The following is a 15,927-nucleotide window of genomic DNA, read 5'->3' as shown; positions in this document are numbered from 1 at the left end:
GTACCGGTCATGTCTTTGAGCCAATCGGCACGGGCGGCCTCGGCGGCGGAGTCCCGCTTCCGGATCACCCGCCCGATCGCGCCGGCCAGGAACGCCCGGGTGATCGCGCTGGACCGGGCCGCGGAGGCGGTCGCCCGGCGGGTGGCCGCGCGGAGTTGGGCCGCGGCCCGCTTCTACGCCTGCGGCGAGGCGGCCGAGGGCCGGCCGCCCGAGGCGCTGGCGCTGTTCGGGCTGGACGGCGTGCCGCCGGTCGCCCTGCGGGAGGTGCTGGCCGGCACCGACGTGGTGGTCGTGCTCGCCGCCGGGGACGCCGGGAGCCGGCAGGCCGCCGCGATCGGCGCCGCGTGCGGGGCCCGCGCGGTGACCACCGCGGGGGTGGTGCTCGGCGACGGCTTCGAGGCCGACGAGGCGGTGGCGGCGCTGCGGCCCTACGCCCGGGTGCTGCTGCTGTCCGCCGACGAGGCCGACGTGGTCGAACTGCTCACGGCGCTGCGGGTGTAGCCGGGGTGCGGGCGGGCGGCCCCGCGATGCCGGCCGCCCGCCCGTACCCCACCTGCCGCAGCACCGGCAACTCGGAACCGGAGGAACGGACGCACGATGTCAGAGAAGATCAGTCCGCAGGCCCTGCAGCGGATGAAGGACGCCGGCCGGAAGATCGTCGGAGTGGTGGCCTGGGACTACCAGATCGCCCGGATCGTCGACCGCGCGGGCGTGGACCTGGTGTCGGTGGGCGACACGGTCGGGGTGAACCTGTGGGGGCACACCAATCCGTTCGAGGTCACGATGGACGAGATGGTGGTGGTGGCCCGGGCCGTCCGGCGCGGGGTCCAACGCGCCCTGGTCAGCGTCGACTTTCCGTTCGGCCCGCTCCAGGAGGGCACCGCCGGCGCGCTCGCGGCCGCGATCCGCTTCGTCAAGGAGGCGGGCGTCGACATGGTCAAGCTGGACGGCGCGGGCGACCATCTCGACGCCGTGGCCGCGGTCAGCGCCGCCGGCATCCCGGTCTTCGCGCAGTTCGGCATCACCCCGCAGACCGCGCTGCGCTACGGCGTGGAGTACCGCGCGGTGCCCTCCCCCTCCGACCAGGTGCCGGTGGAGATGAAGGACGCCATGGTCGAGGAGGCCAGGCGGCTGGTGGAGGCCGGCGCGGTCCTGCTGAACTTCACCAACTCCGGCCCGGTGGTGGGCGCGGCGGTGGCCGCGGCGGTCCCGGTGCCGGTCCTCGGCGGCTTCGGCGGCGGCCCGTGGCTCGACGGCCGGATGCGGATGGCGCACGCGGCGATCGGCTACGCGGCCTCGGCGCTGGACGACCCGCCGCCCACCTACGCCAACGTCGCCCGGGTCACCCACGACGCGGTCAGCGCGTACGCCGAGGACGTGCGGGCCGCCCGGCAGATCGCCGGCGGCATCCCCGTTCCATCGACGGCAAATTGACGGTCCGTCACCTCTACCACCCGCCCTGCCGGCGCCGTACCGCCGGTCCCCCGCGCCGCGCCGCCGGCGCCCGATGCGAGGAGCGCCCATGCCCACCGTTGTGATCGACGGGATCACCACCCGCTACGAGACGGCCGGTTCGGGGCCGCCGCTGCTGATGTTCTCGCCCGGCGGCTTCGATTCGACCCTGGAGAGCTGGCGGACGGTCGGCGTCTACCGGCGGCTGCGGCTGCTGGAGCAGTTGGCCGCCGCGTACACCTGCATCACCTTCGACCGGCGGGAGTCGGGCCGGTCCGGCGGGCGGGTGGAACGGATCGGCTGGTCGGACTACGTCCGGCAGGGCGTCGGGCTGCTGGACCATCTGGGCATCGGACAGGCGTACTTGATGGGCGGGTGCGTCGGCTGCTCGACGGTGGCCGCGGTCGCGGTGGCGCACCCCGAGCGGGTGCTCGGCATGGTGCTGTACTCCCCGGCGGGCGGGGTGAAGTACCGCATGAAGCAGCACGCGCGCTTCGTGACGCATCTGGCGTACGCCGACGAGCACGGGCTGGCGCGGGTCGCGGAACTCGCGGCGGGCACCGACGCGGGTTTCTCCGCCGATCCGCGGGTGGGTCCGTGGGCGAGCGTGCTGCGCCAGGACGCCGCCTTCGCCACGCGCTACGCCGCGATGGCCCCGGACCGCTACCGGCTCGCGGCCGGCGGGACCGCCCGGCTGCTGTTCGACCGGGACACGGTGCCGGGACCGGAGCCGGAGGACCTGCTGGCGCTGGACGTGCCCGCGCTGATCGTGCCCGGCCAGGACGAGTCGCACGCGCCGTCCGCGGCGCGCTACCTCCAGGAGTGCCTGCCCCGGGCGGAGTTCTGGGACGTGCCGGTCGCCGACCAGACCGAACACACCGCGCCCAGCCGCGTGTTGGAGTTCCTGGCGACGGCGTGACCCGCCGCGCCGCGCCCATGGGGCCGCGCGGTTTCCGCCGTCGCGCCTCGCGCACGGCGCCGTGGGCCGACCCGAAGCGCGTGTGCGCCCGGGCCGGCCGCGATGCCCTCACGGAAGCAGTGCCCTCACGGAAGCGGTGCGCCCCGCTCCAGCGCCGCGATCTGGTCCAGCCGGCGCCGGTGCTCGCCGCCCTTGAACGGCGTCTCCAGCCAGGCCGCGACGATCTGCTCGGCCGCGCGCGGGGACAGCACCTTGGCAGCGAGCACCAGGACGTTCGAGTCGTTGTTGGCGCGTGAGATGCGCGCGCTGCGCACGTCGTGGCACAGCCCGGCGCGGATGCCGCGGATCTTGTTGCAGGCGATGGACTCACCGAGCCCGCTGCCGCCCAGCACGACGCCGCGCGCCGCGGCGCCGTGCACGACCTGGAGGCACACGTCCGCGCACAGCGGCGGGTAGTCGGTGTGCGGGACGCCGTCGTAGGCCCCGCGGTCGTCGGGTGTGTGGCCCTGCGCGGTCAGCCACCCGCACAGCCAGGACTTCAGCTCGACGCCGTTGTGGTCGGCGGCCAGCGCGATCAGCACGGCGTCTCCTCAGGCGGTCAGGTCGCGGGTGCCGTCGGCGAACAGCGCCTCCAGCGGCAGCGGTGCGTCGAGGATGTGCTGGCGCACCGCGTGCTCCATCAGCTCCTCCAGCACGAGCCGGTTGGGCGCCAGCCCGTAGGGCAGCGGGTCGCGGCCGGTCGCCTCCATCACCCGGAGGTGGACCAGGTCGGCCGGGGTGGGCCTGGCGATCGCACCGTTCCCCAGCCGCTCGACGTACGCCTGCTTGGCGCGGGCGAACGCGCCGAACACCTCGGCGCCCAGCCGCGGGAACTCGCGCAGCAGGTCGTCCCTGACCACCACCAGGTGGTTGATCGGATAGGTGCCGCGCTCGGCCAGCGCGGCCATCGCGGCCTGCTGCGGGTCGGAAATCAGCGGCTTGAGCCGGGCGCTGCGCGCGTCGAGGCCGATGACGGCGGCGAGTTCGCCGCTGAGCACCATCTCCTCCAGCGAGCCGCCCTCCGGCATGGGCACGACGTTCGACGGCGGCCGGTAGTCGGGGACGTGCTCGTCACCGGAGAGCACCCACGTCACACGGTCGAGGTCGACGCCGTGCTCCTGGTCGAGCACGGCGCGCGCCCACACCCCGGTGGTCACGGTGTAGCCGCGGTTGACCCCGACCCGGCGTCCTTCCAGGTCCTTCGGGCCGCTGATGCCGGACTCCGGGTCGTACAGGATCGCGCCGTGGTGGAAGCCGCGGACCAGGAACGCGGGCAGCGCGGTGAAGCGCGCGCCGTGCGCCTTGGCCACGAGGTAGGTGGTCAGCGCCATCTCGCTGACGTCGAACTCCAGCCCGCGCACCATCCGGCGGAAGGCGTGCACGAGGACGGGCACCTCCTCGAAGTCCAGCGTGAAGCCGTGCGGGCGCACGGTTCCGTCCTTGAGCGAGGCGTTGGCGCCCTGGGTGCGGGTCACTGTCGTCAGCGTGGGTACGGCCATGGCATGGAAAGGTAGCATGGTCAGTCCATAAGGCCATAGAGTGTCGTCGCGCCCCGGGCGACGGGCGCCACGACACACGGACGAGGAGAGGCCCATGGCAGATCAGGTACTGGCAGCGGTCAGAACCGCGCCAGGCACCACCGAGCTGCGCGAGTTCCCGATGCCGGACATCCCCGACGACGGCGCGCTGCTGCGGGTCGAGGTGGCCGGGATCTGCGGCACCGACGTGAAGATGTACGCCAAGCCCCCGTTCGCCGACCCGGTGATCATGGGCCACGAGAACGTCGGGACCATCGCCCGCGCGGGCCGGGCGTTCACCGAGCGCAAGGGACTGCGCGAGGGCGACCGGGTCTTCGTCGAGCACTACGTCGGCTGCTTCCGCTGCGCGTGGTGCCACGCAGGCGAGTACCGGCACTGCGAAGCGACCGACTGGCGCACCAACCCCGACGCGCGGCGCTACGGCTACACCTCGGCCGACAACCCGTACCGCCTGTGGGGTGGTTTCGCGCAGTACCTCTACCTGCCGTGGAACTCCGTCGTCCACCGGGTGCCCGACGGGGTGTCGCCCGAACTGGCGGGCCTGGTCACGCCGTTGTCCAACGGCATCGAGTGGGCCCTGGTGACCGCCGGCGTCCGCTACGCCTCCACCGTGCTGATCCAGGGCCCGGGCCAGCAGGGGCTGTCGCAGGTGGTGGCCTGCAAGCAGGCCGGGGCCGCTCTGATCGTCGTCACCGGGACCACGCGGGACGCCGCACGCCTGGCGCTGGCCCGGGAGCTCGGCGCCGACGCGGTGATCGACGTGACCCGCGAGGACCCGCTGGAGCGGATCCGCGAACTGACCGCGGGCAAGGGGGTGGACGTGGTGCTGGACTGCACCGCGGGCGCCGGCACCGCGCCGCTGCTGCTCGGCGTCGACGCGCTCGTGCGGCGCGAGGGCACCATGGTGGTGCAGGGCGAGCTCGCCGCGTTCCCGGACTTCCCGCTGAAGAAGATCACCGAGAAGTCGATCAGCGTGAAGAGCGCCCGGGGCCACAGCTACCGCAGCTGCGAACTCGCCCTGGAGCAGCTCGCGTCGGGCCGCTTCCCGCTGGAGCGGCTCGGCACCCACACCTTCGGGCTGGCCGAGACCGACCGGGCGATCCGCACCGTCGGCGGCGAGTACGGCGGCGACGCCGTGCACGTCTCGCTGCTCCCGCAGGAGGTGGCCGCATGAGCGTCGTGGTCACGAACCCGCCGCGCGCGGCCGCCGCGACCGTGGCGGGGCTGGCGGGGTTCGGAGTCGCCACCGTCCACGAGGCGCAGGGCAGGACCGGGTTGCTCGCCCCCGAGTTGCGCCCGGTGTGGTCCGGCGCCCGCGTGGCCGGCACGGCGGTCACGGTGAGCGTGCCGCCGGCCGACAACTGGATGCTGCACGTGGCGGTCGAGCAGTGCCGGGAGGGCGACATCCTGGTGGTCGCGCCCACCTCGCCCTCGCAGGCCGGCTACTTCGGCGACCTGCTCGCCACCGCGGTCGCGGCCCGCGGGGTGCGCGGGCTGGTGATCGACGCCGGCTGCCGCGACGTCGCGGAGCTGCGCGGGATGGGCTTCCCGGTGTGGGCCCGGCACACGTGCGCCTTCGGCACCGTGAAGGAGACGCTCGGCGACGTCAACGTGCCCGTGGTGTGCGGGGGGCAGTGGATCCGGCCCGGTGATGTCGTGGTGGCGGACGACGACGGGGTGGTGCGGGTACCACGCGAGCGCGCGGAGCAGGTGCGCGAGGCGTCGGCCGCGCGCGAGGAGCGCGAGGCGGCACTGCGGGCCCGCTACGCGGCCGGTGAACTCGGCCTGGACGTGCATGGGATGCGCGACCGGCTCGCTGCCAAGGGGCTGACCTATCGGGACGCCGCGCCGGCCGCCGATCGCGCGGACGATGCCGCCATCGGCGCGGCGGACGCCTCAGCGGTCGATCCCGCGTCACGCCCCGGGGCCACTCCTTCACCCGACCCCGCGGGCGCGTCCCCGCGAGCGGGGAGCCGGACCCGGTGATCATCGACTGCCACGGCCACTACACGACCGCTCCCCCGCAGCTCCAGGCCTTCCGGGACGCGCAGTCGGCGCGGCTGGCGGACCCCTCGCTGCCGCTGCCGGTGCCGGCCGCGATCAGCGACGACCAGCTGCGCGAGAGCGTGGAGCGGCACCAGCTGAAGGTGCTGCGTGAGCGCGGCGGTGACCTGATGCTGTTCTCGCCGAAGGCGTCCGGGATGGAGCACCACGTGCCCGACCCGGCCACCGCCCGCGGCTGGGCGGCGGCGAGCAACGACCTCGTGCACCGCGTGACGGCCCTGTTCCCCCGGCACTTCGCCGCCGTCTGCCAGCTGCCGCAGACCCCGGGCGGCCGGCTGACCGACGCCGTGGCGGAACTGCGCCGCTGCGTCGAGGAGTTGGGATTCGTCGGCTGCAACCTCAACCCCGACCCGTCCGGCGGGCACTGGTCCGCGCCGCCGCTCACCGACCCGTACTGGTTCCCGCTCTACGAGGCGATGACCGAGCTCGACGTGCCGGCCATGGTGCACGTCTCGACGTCCCGCAACCCGGCCTTTCACACCCTCGGCGCGCACTACCTCAACGCCGACACCGCCGTGTTCGCGCAGTTGCTGGGCGGGGAGCTGTTCGCCCGCTTCCCGACGCTGCGCCTCGTCATCCCGCACGGCGGCGGCGCGGTGCCCTACCACTGGGGCCGCTACCGGGGGCTGGCCGCCCGCGAGGGGCGGCCCGATCCGGCCGAACTGCTGCGCGAGAACGTCTTCTTCGACTCCTGCGTGTACCACCAGGCGGGCATCGACCTGCTGCTGCGGGTGATCGGCCCGGACAACGTGCTGTTCGGCTCGGAGATGCTGGGCGCGGTGCGCGGCGCCGACCCGGACACCGGCGTCGCGTGGGACGACACCCGGCACTACGTCGAGCGGGCCGGCCTGACCGCGCCCCAGCTCCACCGGGTCCTGGAGGCCAACGCCCGCCGCGTCTATCCCCGGCTCGACGCCCGACTCACCCTGGACGGAAGGTAGTTCCCCATGGCCCCACTCCGGCTCACCTTCGCCTGCGGGGACTACGACCGCACCCGCGCACTGGCCGAGGGCACGATCCGCCCCGACGGCATCGACCTGACCTATCTGCGACTGCCGGTCGAGGAGACCTTCTTCCGCATGCTGCGGCACCAGGAGTTCGAGGTGGCGGAGATGTCGCTGTCCTCCTACGTGGTCTCGCTGCGCTCCGACCCGTCCCCCTTCGTCGCCCTGCCGGTCTTCACCTCCCGCATGTTCCGGCACAGCTCGCTGTACTGCCACGCCGACGCCGGCATCTCCTCGGCGGAGGACCTGCGCGGCAAGCTGATCGGCACCCCGGAGTACCAGTTGACCGCGTGCGTCTGGATGCGCGGCATCCTCGGCGACCGGCACGGCGTGCCCTTCGACTCCGTGCGCTACGTGACGGGAGGTCAGGAGACCGCCGGGCGCGTGGAGAAGGCCGATCTCGACCTGCCCGCGTCGGTCCGGATCAGCCGGATACCGGAGGGCGCGACGCTCTCGGCGATGCTGGCGGCCGGCGAGATCGACGCGCTGTGCACCCCGCGCGTGCCGAGCCCGTTCGCGGCCGGCGACCCGCGGGTGCGGCGGGTCTTCCCGGACGTGGTCGCGGCCGAGAAGGAGTACTACGGCGCGACCGGCGTCTTCCCGATCATGCACGTGGTCGTGATCCGCCGGGACGTGTACGAGCGCCATCCGTGGGTCGCCCAGTCGCTGTACAAGGCGCTGCTCGCGGCGCGCGACGAGGCGTACGCGAACCTCTACGACACCTCGGCGCTGCGCTTCATGCTGCCCTGGCTGACACCGCAACTGGAGGAGGCCCGGGCGCTGCTGGGCCGGGACTTCTGGTCCTACGGTCTGCCGGGCAACCGGGAGGCGCTGTCGGCGTTCCTGCGCTACCACCACGAGCAGGGGCTGTCCGCCCGGCAGTTCGCACCGGAGGAGCTGTTCGCGCCGCAGTCGCTGGAGTCGGCGGTGATCTGACCGCCGACCGGCACGACGGGTGCGGCGGCCGGCCGGTTCACGCGAACCGGCCGGCCGCCGCGAGGCGTTCACCCCGCGGTCAGCCGACCGCCGGGATCACCGGGTTCAGTTGCCGTCCGGGCACAGGTGCAGCGCCAGCACGTTGTCGCCGGTGACGGAGACGTGCACGCGCCCGATCGTGCCGGTGTCACCGCTGTTGGCGAGCCGGAAGTCGGTGCCCGCGTTCTCGCCGTTGTGGAAGGCGGCGTCGTCCACGGTGAACGTCGCGGTCTTCCAGGTGTCGGTGCCGGTCTTGGCCACCGGCGCCGTCGACTCGTATGCGTTGCCGGTCGCGTCGTACTGCAGGCTCCAGCTCCCGGTGCCGTGGTCGTAGTAGTCGATGGTCACCGTGGCGTGGTAACTGCCGCCCGGCACCGTGGTGTTGTCGACGTCGAAGTACTCGTACGGCGAGCCGTCCGTGGTGGACCGGCCGGACCGGCCGGCGACGGTGACCGGCGTGGTGTGGCCGTCGCCGTTGTCGCGCAGCCGCAGCCCGCATTCGGTGTCGGTGGCGCCGAGCGTGTCGCAGGAGGTCGCGGCGCCGTCGGCGGCCGGCACGGTGATGACGGACGCGCCACCCGGCAGCGACTGCCCGTCGGAGGTGGTGAAGGCCACCTTCACCGGGTGGTAGCCGGACGGGGTGCCGTCGGCGACGGCGATGCTGACCGGGACCTTCGCCGACGAGGCGCGGGTCAGGTCGAGCGTGCCCGAGGACGGGCTGACGCTCACTCCGGGCACGTCGGTCGTGGCGGTCCAGTGCACCTTGCCCGCGTGGCCGGCCAGTTGGGACACGCCGACCGTGCCCGGCAGGCTGGTGCCGCCCGGGGCGATCTGCGTCCCGGTCGGTGTCAGGTAGCCGACGGCCGGGACCTCGTAGGACCGGTACGACGGCGGCGCGGCCTGCGCGCCGGTGGCCCAGTGGGTGTCGGGCCGGGTGGACAGGCTCACGTCGAGCGTGCCGCCGCCGGTGGCGAAGGAGGCGGGCAGCGCGGTGGAGGCGAAGGTGCGGCCGTCCAGCCGCATCCCGGTGACGTACGGGGCGTTGTCGGCCGCCTTCGGGGCGTCGATGGTGATCTTCCGGCCGGTGCCGAGACTGATCACGGCCCGCTTCACCAGCGGGCTGTTCAGCGCCAGCGTCGGCGTGCCGGGCGTGGCGGGCATCATGCCGAGCGCGGCCCACACGTACTCCGAGGACAGCGCGCCGTTGTCGTCGTTGCCGGGCAGCCCGTCGGGGGCGGTGGTGAACAGCTGCGTCTCGAACCGCCTGGCGACCTCCTGGGTCTTCCACGGCTGGCCGACGTAGTCGTACATCCACGGCGCGGTGGTGTCGATCTCGTTGCCCGCCCAGTCGTAGGGCGCGTTGCCGCCCGCGTTGAGCTGGCTGAAGAAGTCGTCGAGGCGCGGGACGACCTTGTCCTTGCCGCCCATCGCGGCGACGAGCCCGGCGACGTCCTGCTGCACCGACCAGTTGTACTGCGCGGCGTTGCCCTCGTCGTAGCCGTCCTGCCCGAACGCGCCGGCCGGCGGGGTCTGGAAGCCGGGCCCGGCGGGGAAGGAGCCGTTGTCGTCACGCGGGCGCAGGTAGCCGGTGGCCGGGTCGTAGATGTTCTGCCAGTTGTTGCCCCGCTTCGCGTACTCCGCCTCGGTGCGGTGATCGCCGACCGTCGCGGCGAGCCGGGAGATCGCGAAGTCGTCGGTCGACCACTCCAGGGTCTCCGACGCGCCCTGCAGGCCGTGGTCGCCCTGCGAGGTCGCGTCGTTGGGTGCGTAGCCGAGCTTGACGTAGTCCTCGACGCCGGGGCGCTCCACCCAGCCCCAGCCGACCTTCTGCGAGGTGGTCGCGGCCTTCTCCATGATCGGCAGGGCGTCGGCGACGTCCACGCCCTTGGCACCGAAGGCGACGTACTGGGCGAACAGCGGCACGCCGTTGTCACCGTTCATCACGTTGCCGGTCATGTTCTGCGACGGCCACTTCGGCCACCATCCGCCCTGCTGCTGGGCGTCGCGCAGCAGCGAGTTGGCCATGTCGCCGGCCTTCTCCGGGTAGAGCATGGTCTGCAGCGGCGCGAGCGAGCGGTAGATGTCCCAGTCGGAGAAGGTCGCGTACTGGGTGTGGCCCTTGGGCACGGTGTGGATCGCGTCGTCGAAGCCGATGTAGCGGCCGTCGACGTCGTTGAAGACGCTCGGCGACTGGAACGACCGGTACAACGACGTGTAGAACGTGGTCAGTTCGTCCTTGGAGGCGCCGCCCACGTCGACCTTGCGGAGCAGGTCCCGCCAGGCCGCACGGGTGTCGGCCTGCACGTGCGCGACGTTCCAACCGGGGATCTCCGCGGCCGAGTTCTTCGCCGCACCCGCCGTACTGACGTACGACATACCGACCTTCGCCGTCACGCTGCTGTCGGCGGAGGTGTCGAAGGTCAGGTACGCGCCGGAACCGGAGCCGGAGGCGCTCGACGCGCCAGGGGTCACGGTGCCGCCCTGCCAGGTGCCGTGCGCGGTGAACGGCCGGTCGAAGGTGATGTCGAAGTACATCGTGTACGAGCTGTTGTTGCACAGGCCGTGCGGGGTGGTGGTGCCCGACAGCTCGTGGTCGTTGACCACGTGCACGTCGGCGGACAGGTCGCCGCCGAGGCTCGTGCCGGACTTCACCAGCACCTGGGCCTGGCTGCCGGACGGGTAGTCGAACCTGGCGATCCCGGTACGGGTGGTCGCGCCGAGGTTCACCTGGACCCCGGAGTCGGCGAGCTTCACCGCGTACGACCCGGGCACGGCCTGCTCGTCGTCGTGCGAGAAGTGCTCGGTGCGCCCGGCCGGATCGGTGCCGACCGCACCGGTCACCGGCAGGAGGGGGATGTCGCCGAACGACGAGCAGCCGCCCGAGAAGTGGTCGAGGCTGAAGCCCCGGATCGCGTCGTCGGTGTAGGAGTAGCCGGTGCCGCCGGAGGTGGTGTCAGGGCTGAACTGCATCATGCCGAACGGGGCCGTCACGCCCGGAAAGGTGTTCTCGAAGTCGACCCCCTTCTTCGTACCGATCAACGGATCGACATAGGAGGTCGGGTCCGACACCAGGGCGGTGTGCGAACCGCTGTCGCCCGGTGCCGCGGCCGCGGCGAGCGCCTGCGGCGCCGCCGCCACGCACGCCGCCAACGCCAGCACCAGGACGCCGAATCTGCTCCGTCTTCTGCTTCGTGGGTACACCGTCAGCCTTTCCCGCTTGCGTAAATTAACTCGCTTGACATCGTTGTCATCCGCGCGTCGGCAGTCTGGACCGAGCGTGATCGTGCGTCAAGGAGTTGAACGCGGGCGGGGGTTGGCGGGGGGGGTGAGATCGACCGGTGGGAGCGGGGCTGCGGGGCGCGGGGCGGGCCGGGCACGGACGCACGCGCGGGGCGGGCCGGGCGTCGGATTCGGCGCCGGGCCGGGAGCCGGGTCCGGGTCGGGCGTCGGGCTCGGCCGCTACGCGGGACCGGCGCGCGCGTCCGGCCCGCCGCGCCCACCCCTGACGCGGGCGGCGCCGGGCGGACGCGGACCGCCCGGGCCGCCCGCGCCGGCGAGGCCGCAGGTCAGGAGAGCCAGTCGGTGTAGTGGGTGGAGGCGATGTGCGCGGTGCTGTCGGTGAGGACGTCGCCCTTGACCGCGGCGAACATGCCGGCCGTCGGGTCGGTGGTGACGGTCCTGCCATCGTCCTTGCGGGCCAGGGTGATCCGGCCCAGCTCGTCGAGGGCGAAGACGTCGGGTCCGGCGATGGCGTGGATGCCGTTGAGAGGGGCGCCCACCGCGACCTCCGCGACGGCGGCGGACACGTCCTTGGCCGCGATCGGCTGGATCGGCGTGGCGGGCAGCCGGACGGTGTCGCCGTCCACCGTCCAGGACATGGCGGCCTCCACGAACTCCATGAACTGCGTGGCTCGGACGATCGAGTACGGGATCGAACCCGCCGAGAGGATCTCCTCCTGGAGGACCTTGGCGCGGTAGTACACCAGCTCCGGCACCTTGTCCACGCCGACGATCGACAGGATGACGACGTGCCCGACGCCGCCCTTCCCGGCCGCGGCCAGGAGGTTGTTCATCGAGGTCCGGAAGAAGTCCGGCGAGGCGTCGTCGAAGGTCGGGGAGTTGGTCAGGTTGACGACGACGTCCGCGCCGTCCACCGCCTCGTCCAGTCCCTGGCCGCTGATGACGTCGACGCCCGTGGACTGGGAGTGCGGCACCGCCTCGTGCCCCGCGACGAGCAGGTTCGTGACGACCTGCGATCCGATCAGCCCGGTACCACCGATGACTGCGATCTTCATGACATGCCTTTCGTCGGAGATCTGTCCGTAATATGACATATGTGGCATATGAACCCCGAGGCGGCGTGCCATGCGCCGAACTCGGACACTTTCTGTCCGGGAATATACACGGACACAAGTTGTCCGAGTCAAGGGGGCTGGCCTACAGTGGCCGGGTGAAGATGTCCGGCGGGGTCGAGTGGGCGCTGCACTGCTGCGTCGTGCTGACGACGGTCGACGAGCCGGTCCCGGCGACGCGGCTCGCGGAGCTGCACGACGTCTCGGCGAGTTACCTGGCCAAGCAGTTGCAGGCGCTGTCCCGGGCCGGGCTGGTCCGCTCGGTGCAGGGCAAGGCGGGCGGCTACGTCCTCACGCGGGAACCCACCTCGATCACGCTGCTCGACGTCGTCGAAGCGGTCGACGGCCCGGCCAAGGCATTCACCTGCACGGAGATCCGGCAGCGCGGCCCGATGGCGACCCCGCCCGAGGCGTGCACCGCCCCCTGCCCGATCTCCCGCGCGATGTCCGGGGCGGAGGCGGCATGGCGCGAGTCGCTGCGCGCCGTCTCGATCGCCGACCTGGTCCGGGACGTCGCCGCCGACTCCGGACCGGCCGCGCTGCCCGCGGTCAGCGCGTGGCTGACCGCGCCCGAAGCCTGAACGCCCTCCGGCGCGCCCGAACGGGAGCCGGCATCAGCCCGCCGACTCCGTTGTCGGGGAGGGCCCTTGGGTCCGGCACCCGGTGCGGTTCACGGGTGGACGGGAGACGACGGGACGGACGTTCGCTACCCTCGGCAACTCCTCCGGCGACAGCGGCCCGGTGCCGGGCCGCGCCACCCTGGACGGTGATCGGCACCGGATCGCGGGTCATGACGGTGTCCTCCCGGCCGGGCGCGGCACCGGGCGACCGGGTGCCGACGGCGAGGACGCGGACGGCGCCGACGTTCGCTGTGCGGTACGGGCGCGGTGGGCGGCGACTCGCTCGCGGGTGGCGCAACGCCGCGAGCAGTAGCGGCGGTTGGGGCCGCGCCCCTCGGTGACGTAGACCCGGGGGCAGCCCGGCGAGGCGCACACGCCGCCGGGCGGGCGCTGGCGGTCCCAGACCAGGACGGCGAGGGCCAGGCACGACGAGGCGAGGAACCACTCGGCCCACGGCGCGTCGTCGTCGCTGTCCAGATGGGGGTGCCAGGGGGTGCCGCCGCCGTGGGAGGTGAGGCGGAAGGTGCCCGCGCCGTCCGCGAGCAGGCGGTTGAGGCGGTCAGCGGCCACGTCGGCGTGCTCGGCGGCGAACACCTCGCGCAGCCGGCGCGCGGCGGCCCGCAGCCCGGCGAGGTCGTCGGCGGTGAACGTGAGGGGTTCGGCCTCGCCGTACGCGCGCAGCACAGCGGCGAGCGCCTCCCGCGTACGGATGTCGGCAGCGGAATCGGCGTCCGTACCCCCATCGGTATCCGCCGCGCCGCCACCCGCCACGGCACCCTCTTCCGCGCCGGGCACCCCCGCATCGGCCGCCCTCGACCCGGGAGCCAGCGCCTGCTCGTCCACCGCCAGCGCATTGACCAGCTCAGCGGTGCGCCGCGCGGTGGCCGCGACCGAGTGCCGGGTGGACCAGTCGTCGGAGGGGAAGACCATTCGGTGAATGTAACGCATGTGGCGCGGTTTTGAGTTACCTGCGTACCGTCGTCCGGATGGACAAGGGTCACGGCCTCCGCGCGCTGCGCGCGTATCTCGGCGGCGCGACCGCGGCCCGGGTCGGCGACGAGATGTCGGGCCCCGCACTGCTGCTGGCGGGGCTGGCCGCGGGCGGTTCGGCCTCGCGCGCGGCGGCGGTTCCGGCGGCGCTGATGGTGTCGGCGGCGGCCGGCGGCCCGCTGTTCGGGGTGCTGCTCGACCGGTCCGCGCGACCCGGGCGCCTGCTGGGCGCGGCGCTCGGCTGCTATGGCGCCGCGCTGGCGGTTCTCCTGGTGACGCTGGGCCGTCTCCCCTTCGCGTGCACCCTGCTCCTCGCGCTGCTCGCCGGCCCGCTGGGCCCGGCGCTGTCGGGCGGCTGGACCTCCCAACTCCCGCGCGTCGTCCCGGCGAACGGGCTCGCGCGGGCGAACGTCCTCGACGCGATGACCTACGACCTGGCGAGCCTGCTGGGCCCCGCGCTCGCCGGTACGGTCGCGGGCCTGTCGGGGGCGCCGGCCGGGGTCGCGGTGTCCGCCGCCCTGATCTGCCTGGCACTGCCCTCGGCGTGGGCGCTGCCGGTCGGGCCGGGCGGGCGCGCCGTCCGCCCCGGGCCGCCGCGCGCGCCGGTGCGCGCCGACCTCGCGGCCGGATTCCGCGCCATCCGCCGCGTGCCCGGCCTGGCCCGCGCGACCGCCGCGTCGGTCGTGTCGTGCGTCGGCGGCGGCGTCCTCCTCACCTGTGCTCCCCTGCTCGGCGCGGCGGTACTGGGCGGGGCCGGGCACGGCACGCTCCTGCTGTCCGGCGTCGCGGCGTCCGCGCTCGCGGCCAACACCGTCCTCGCCCGCTGTCCGCGCGCCCTGCGCCCGGACACCGTGCTGGGGTGCAGCACCCTCCTGCTCGGTGCCGCGCTCCTGCTCGCCGCGACGGAGCGGGCGTGGGCGCTCGTCGCCGCGACGGTCCTTGCCGGAACGGCCGAAGGGCCGCAGCTCACCGCGCTGTTCGCGATCCGCCACCGGGACGCCCCCGCTGCTCTGCGCGGCCAGGTGTTCACCACCGGCGCCGGCCTCAAGACGGCGGGATACGCCCTCGGCACCGCCCTTGCCGGGCCGCTCGCCGCCCGCTCCCTGCCCGGCACCCTCCTGACCGGCGCCGGGTTCGAGGGTGTCGCCGCCCTGGTGTGCGTGCTGGTCGGCCCGCGGCGCGGACGGCTCCGACCGGGCGCGTCCACGCACGGCGATCCACCGGGTGGCGGACCGGACGGCCCGGCGGGAAGCGGTCGCGCCGTCCCCGGCGGGGACGGCCCGGGACGGGTTCGGGCGTGAGCTCCGCCCGGTGTGTCGCCGCGCGGCGCCCGCCGCGCTCCGGTTGGAATGGGTCGTCGGGGCGCGCGCGGGGCGTGACCTGCGGGAAACCGGGAGGTGCGGGCTCGCCGGCCGCCCATGTCACGAACGGGACCCCCGCCCTGTCGTGCTGGTGAACGGCCCGCACCCGCGGGCCACGCACTCCGGAGGCTTTCCATGACGAGCACCCGATCCCCGTTCGAACCGTTCGTCCGGCAGAGGACGATCCTGCTCACGACGTACAAGCGCGACGGCACACCGGTCGGCACGCCCGTGAGCATCGTGGTCGAAGGGGACCGCGCCTTCTTCCGGACCTACGACGCGGCCTGGAAGACGAAGCGGATGCGGAACGACCCGCGCGTGGAGATCGCTCCGTCCACGGTGACGGGCAAGCCCACCGGCCCCGCCGTGCCCGCCCGGGCCGCCCTGCTCACGGGCGCGGAGGCCACCCGCGCCGCACGCGCCCTCGCCCGCAAGTACCCCTTCCTGCATGGGTTCCTGGTGCCGCTGGCGCACCGTGTGAAGCGGTACACGACGCTGCACTACGTCCTCACGGCACCCGGCGAGTAGCCCGTGGTCAGACCGTTCTCCGGGAGGATCGAGGGAGGTCCGGCCGGTCCGCCGTCGAACCCGTCCGACCGGCAGGCCGGCGAGG

Annotated in this window: 14 protein-coding genes and 1 pseudogene; 10 read left to right on the top strand and 5 right to left on the bottom strand. The window is 73.6% G+C overall.

Going from position 1 to position 15,927, the window contains the following annotated elements:
* Positions 1–9 precede the first annotated feature (9 nt).
* The 3 genes from C4U44_RS32805 (at position 10) to C4U44_RS32795 (ending at position 2,371) form a co-directional block, all read left to right on the top strand.
* Complete coding sequence (locus C4U44_RS32805) at positions 10–501, top strand: 3-methyl-2-oxobutanoate hydroxymethyltransferase (protein ID WP_235032520.1); 492 nt, start codon at positions 10–12, stop codon at positions 499–501.
* 96 nt (positions 502–597) lie between these two features.
* Complete coding sequence (locus tag C4U44_RS32800; protein WP_103889714.1) at positions 598–1,434, top strand: 3-methyl-2-oxobutanoate hydroxymethyltransferase; 837 nt, start codon at positions 598–600, stop codon at positions 1,432–1,434.
* An 88-nt stretch (positions 1,435–1,522) separates the two neighbouring features.
* Positions 1,523–2,371, top strand: a complete 849-nt coding sequence (locus C4U44_RS32795; protein WP_103889713.1) for an alpha/beta fold hydrolase — start codon at positions 1,523–1,525, stop codon at positions 2,369–2,371.
* A 125-nt stretch (positions 2,372–2,496) separates the two neighbouring features.
* Here C4U44_RS32795 and C4U44_RS32790 read toward each other — a convergent pair whose 3' ends face one another.
* Together C4U44_RS32790 and C4U44_RS32785 are read right to left on the bottom strand one after the other, a co-directional pair.
* Positions 2,497–2,952 carry an RpiB/LacA/LacB family sugar-phosphate isomerase gene (locus tag C4U44_RS32790; RefSeq protein ID WP_200823480.1) on the bottom strand — a complete coding sequence of 152 codons (456 nt, stop codon included), beginning with the start codon at positions 2,950–2,952 and terminating at the stop codon, positions 2,497–2,499.
* A gap of 9 nt (positions 2,953–2,961) precedes the next feature.
* The gene (locus C4U44_RS32785; RefSeq protein ID WP_200823479.1) at positions 2,962–3,909 is read right to left on the bottom strand and encodes an ABC transporter substrate-binding protein; all 948 of its coding nucleotides are present in this window, start codon (positions 3,907–3,909) and stop codon (positions 2,962–2,964) included.
* A 94-nt stretch (positions 3,910–4,003) separates the two neighbouring features.
* Between C4U44_RS32785 and C4U44_RS32780 the strand changes: the two genes are divergently transcribed.
* The 4 genes and pseudogenes from C4U44_RS32780 (at position 4,004) to C4U44_RS32765 (ending at position 7,952) form a co-directional block, all read left to right on the top strand.
* Positions 4,004–5,122: a zinc-dependent alcohol dehydrogenase gene (locus C4U44_RS32780; RefSeq protein WP_103889711.1), complete on the top strand. Its 1,119-nt coding sequence runs from the start codon at positions 4,004–4,006 to the stop codon at positions 5,120–5,122.
* Positions 5,119–5,808: pseudogene (locus tag C4U44_RS32775) on the top strand (4-carboxy-4-hydroxy-2-oxoadipate aldolase/oxaloacetate decarboxylase); the annotation flags it as partial. The gene C4U44_RS32780 and the pseudogene C4U44_RS32775, both read left to right, overlap by 4 nt.
* A 122-nt stretch (positions 5,809–5,930) precedes the next feature.
* Positions 5,931–6,953 carry an amidohydrolase family protein gene (locus C4U44_RS32770; RefSeq protein WP_103889709.1) on the top strand — a complete coding sequence of 341 codons (1,023 nt, stop codon included), beginning with the start codon at positions 5,931–5,933 and terminating at the stop codon, positions 6,951–6,953.
* 6 nt (positions 6,954–6,959) lie between these two features.
* Positions 6,960–7,952, top strand: a complete 993-nt coding sequence (locus tag C4U44_RS32765; RefSeq protein WP_103889708.1) for a substrate-binding domain-containing protein — start codon at positions 6,960–6,962, stop codon at positions 7,950–7,952.
* Positions 7,953–8,057: 105 nt separating this feature from the next.
* On the opposite strand, the gene C4U44_RS32760 is transcribed toward C4U44_RS32765, so the two are convergent.
* Positions 8,058–11,150 carry a GH92 family glycosyl hydrolase gene (locus C4U44_RS32760; RefSeq protein WP_235032519.1) on the bottom strand — a complete coding sequence of 1,031 codons (3,093 nt, stop codon included), beginning with the start codon at positions 11,148–11,150 and terminating at the stop codon, positions 8,058–8,060.
* A gap of 407 nt (positions 11,151–11,557) precedes the next feature.
* A complete protein-coding gene (locus C4U44_RS32755; protein ID WP_103889707.1) occupies positions 11,558–12,286 on the bottom strand; it encodes an SDR family oxidoreductase in 729 nt (242 codons plus the stop codon).
* Positions 12,287–12,447: 161 nt separating this feature from the next.
* Here C4U44_RS32755 and C4U44_RS32750 point away from each other — a divergent pair, with 161 nt between their 5' ends.
* On the top strand, positions 12,448–12,924 hold the full coding sequence (locus tag C4U44_RS32750; RefSeq protein ID WP_103889706.1) for an RrF2 family transcriptional regulator: 477 nt from the start codon (positions 12,448–12,450) through the stop codon (positions 12,922–12,924).
* A gap of 207 nt (positions 12,925–13,131) precedes the next feature.
* Here C4U44_RS32750 and C4U44_RS32745 read toward each other — a convergent pair whose 3' ends face one another.
* Entirely contained in the window at positions 13,132–13,893 is a 762-nt protein-coding gene (locus C4U44_RS32745) for a CGNR zinc finger domain-containing protein (protein ID WP_407642924.1), read from the bottom strand.
* A 56-nt stretch (positions 13,894–13,949) separates the two neighbouring features.
* Here C4U44_RS32745 and C4U44_RS32740 point away from each other — a divergent pair, with 56 nt between their 5' ends.
* Both C4U44_RS32740 and C4U44_RS32735 read left to right on the top strand, forming a co-directional pair.
* Positions 13,950–15,254 (top strand): MFS transporter, encoded by a 1,305-nt coding sequence (locus C4U44_RS32740; protein WP_107504002.1) that lies wholly within the window; start codon positions 13,950–13,952, stop codon positions 15,252–15,254.
* Between the two features lie 195 nt (positions 15,255–15,449).
* On the top strand, positions 15,450–15,842 hold the full coding sequence (locus tag C4U44_RS32735) for a PPOX class F420-dependent oxidoreductase (protein WP_103889704.1): 393 nt from the start codon (positions 15,450–15,452) through the stop codon (positions 15,840–15,842).
* The last annotated feature ends 85 nt before the right edge of the window (positions 15,843–15,927 follow it).

Source organism: Actinacidiphila yanglinensis (genome assembly GCF_900107965.1).
Lineage (GTDB): Bacteria > Actinomycetota > Actinomycetes > Streptomycetales > Streptomycetaceae > Actinacidiphila > Actinacidiphila yanglinensis.
Note: the sequence above shows the minus strand (reverse complement) of the source record. Positions and strands in the feature narration are given on the sequence as shown.

Bases quoted from the DNA above. Each gene is read 5' to 3' on its own strand.
- C4U44_RS32745 (WP_407642924.1), bottom strand. From the start codon at position 13,893: ATGGTCTTCCCCTCCGACGACTGGTCCACCCGGCACTCGGTCGCGGCC.
- C4U44_RS32765 (WP_103889708.1), top strand. From the start codon at position 6,960: ATGGCCCCACTCCGGCTCACCTTCGCCTGCGGGGACTACGACCGCACC.
- C4U44_RS32805 (WP_235032520.1), top strand. From the start codon at position 10: ATGTCTTTGAGCCAATCGGCACGGGCGGCCTCGGCGGCGGAGTCCCGC.
- C4U44_RS32800 (WP_103889714.1), top strand. From the start codon at position 598: ATGTCAGAGAAGATCAGTCCGCAGGCCCTGCAGCGGATGAAGGACGCC.
- C4U44_RS32735 (WP_103889704.1), top strand. From the start codon at position 15,450: ATGACGAGCACCCGATCCCCGTTCGAACCGTTCGTCCGGCAGAGGACG.
- C4U44_RS32740 (WP_107504002.1), top strand. From the start codon at position 13,950: ATGGACAAGGGTCACGGCCTCCGCGCGCTGCGCGCGTATCTCGGCGGC.
- C4U44_RS32750 (WP_103889706.1), top strand. From the start codon at position 12,448: ATGTCCGGCGGGGTCGAGTGGGCGCTGCACTGCTGCGTCGTGCTGACG.
- C4U44_RS32780 (WP_103889711.1), top strand. From the start codon at position 4,004: ATGGCAGATCAGGTACTGGCAGCGGTCAGAACCGCGCCAGGCACCACC.
- C4U44_RS32795 (WP_103889713.1), top strand. From the start codon at position 1,523: ATGCCCACCGTTGTGATCGACGGGATCACCACCCGCTACGAGACGGCC.
- C4U44_RS32755 (WP_103889707.1), bottom strand. From the start codon at position 12,286: ATGAAGATCGCAGTCATCGGTGGTACCGGGCTGATCGGATCGCAGGTC.
- C4U44_RS32785 (WP_200823479.1), bottom strand. From the start codon at position 3,909: ATGGCCGTACCCACGCTGACGACAGTGACCCGCACCCAGGGCGCCAAC.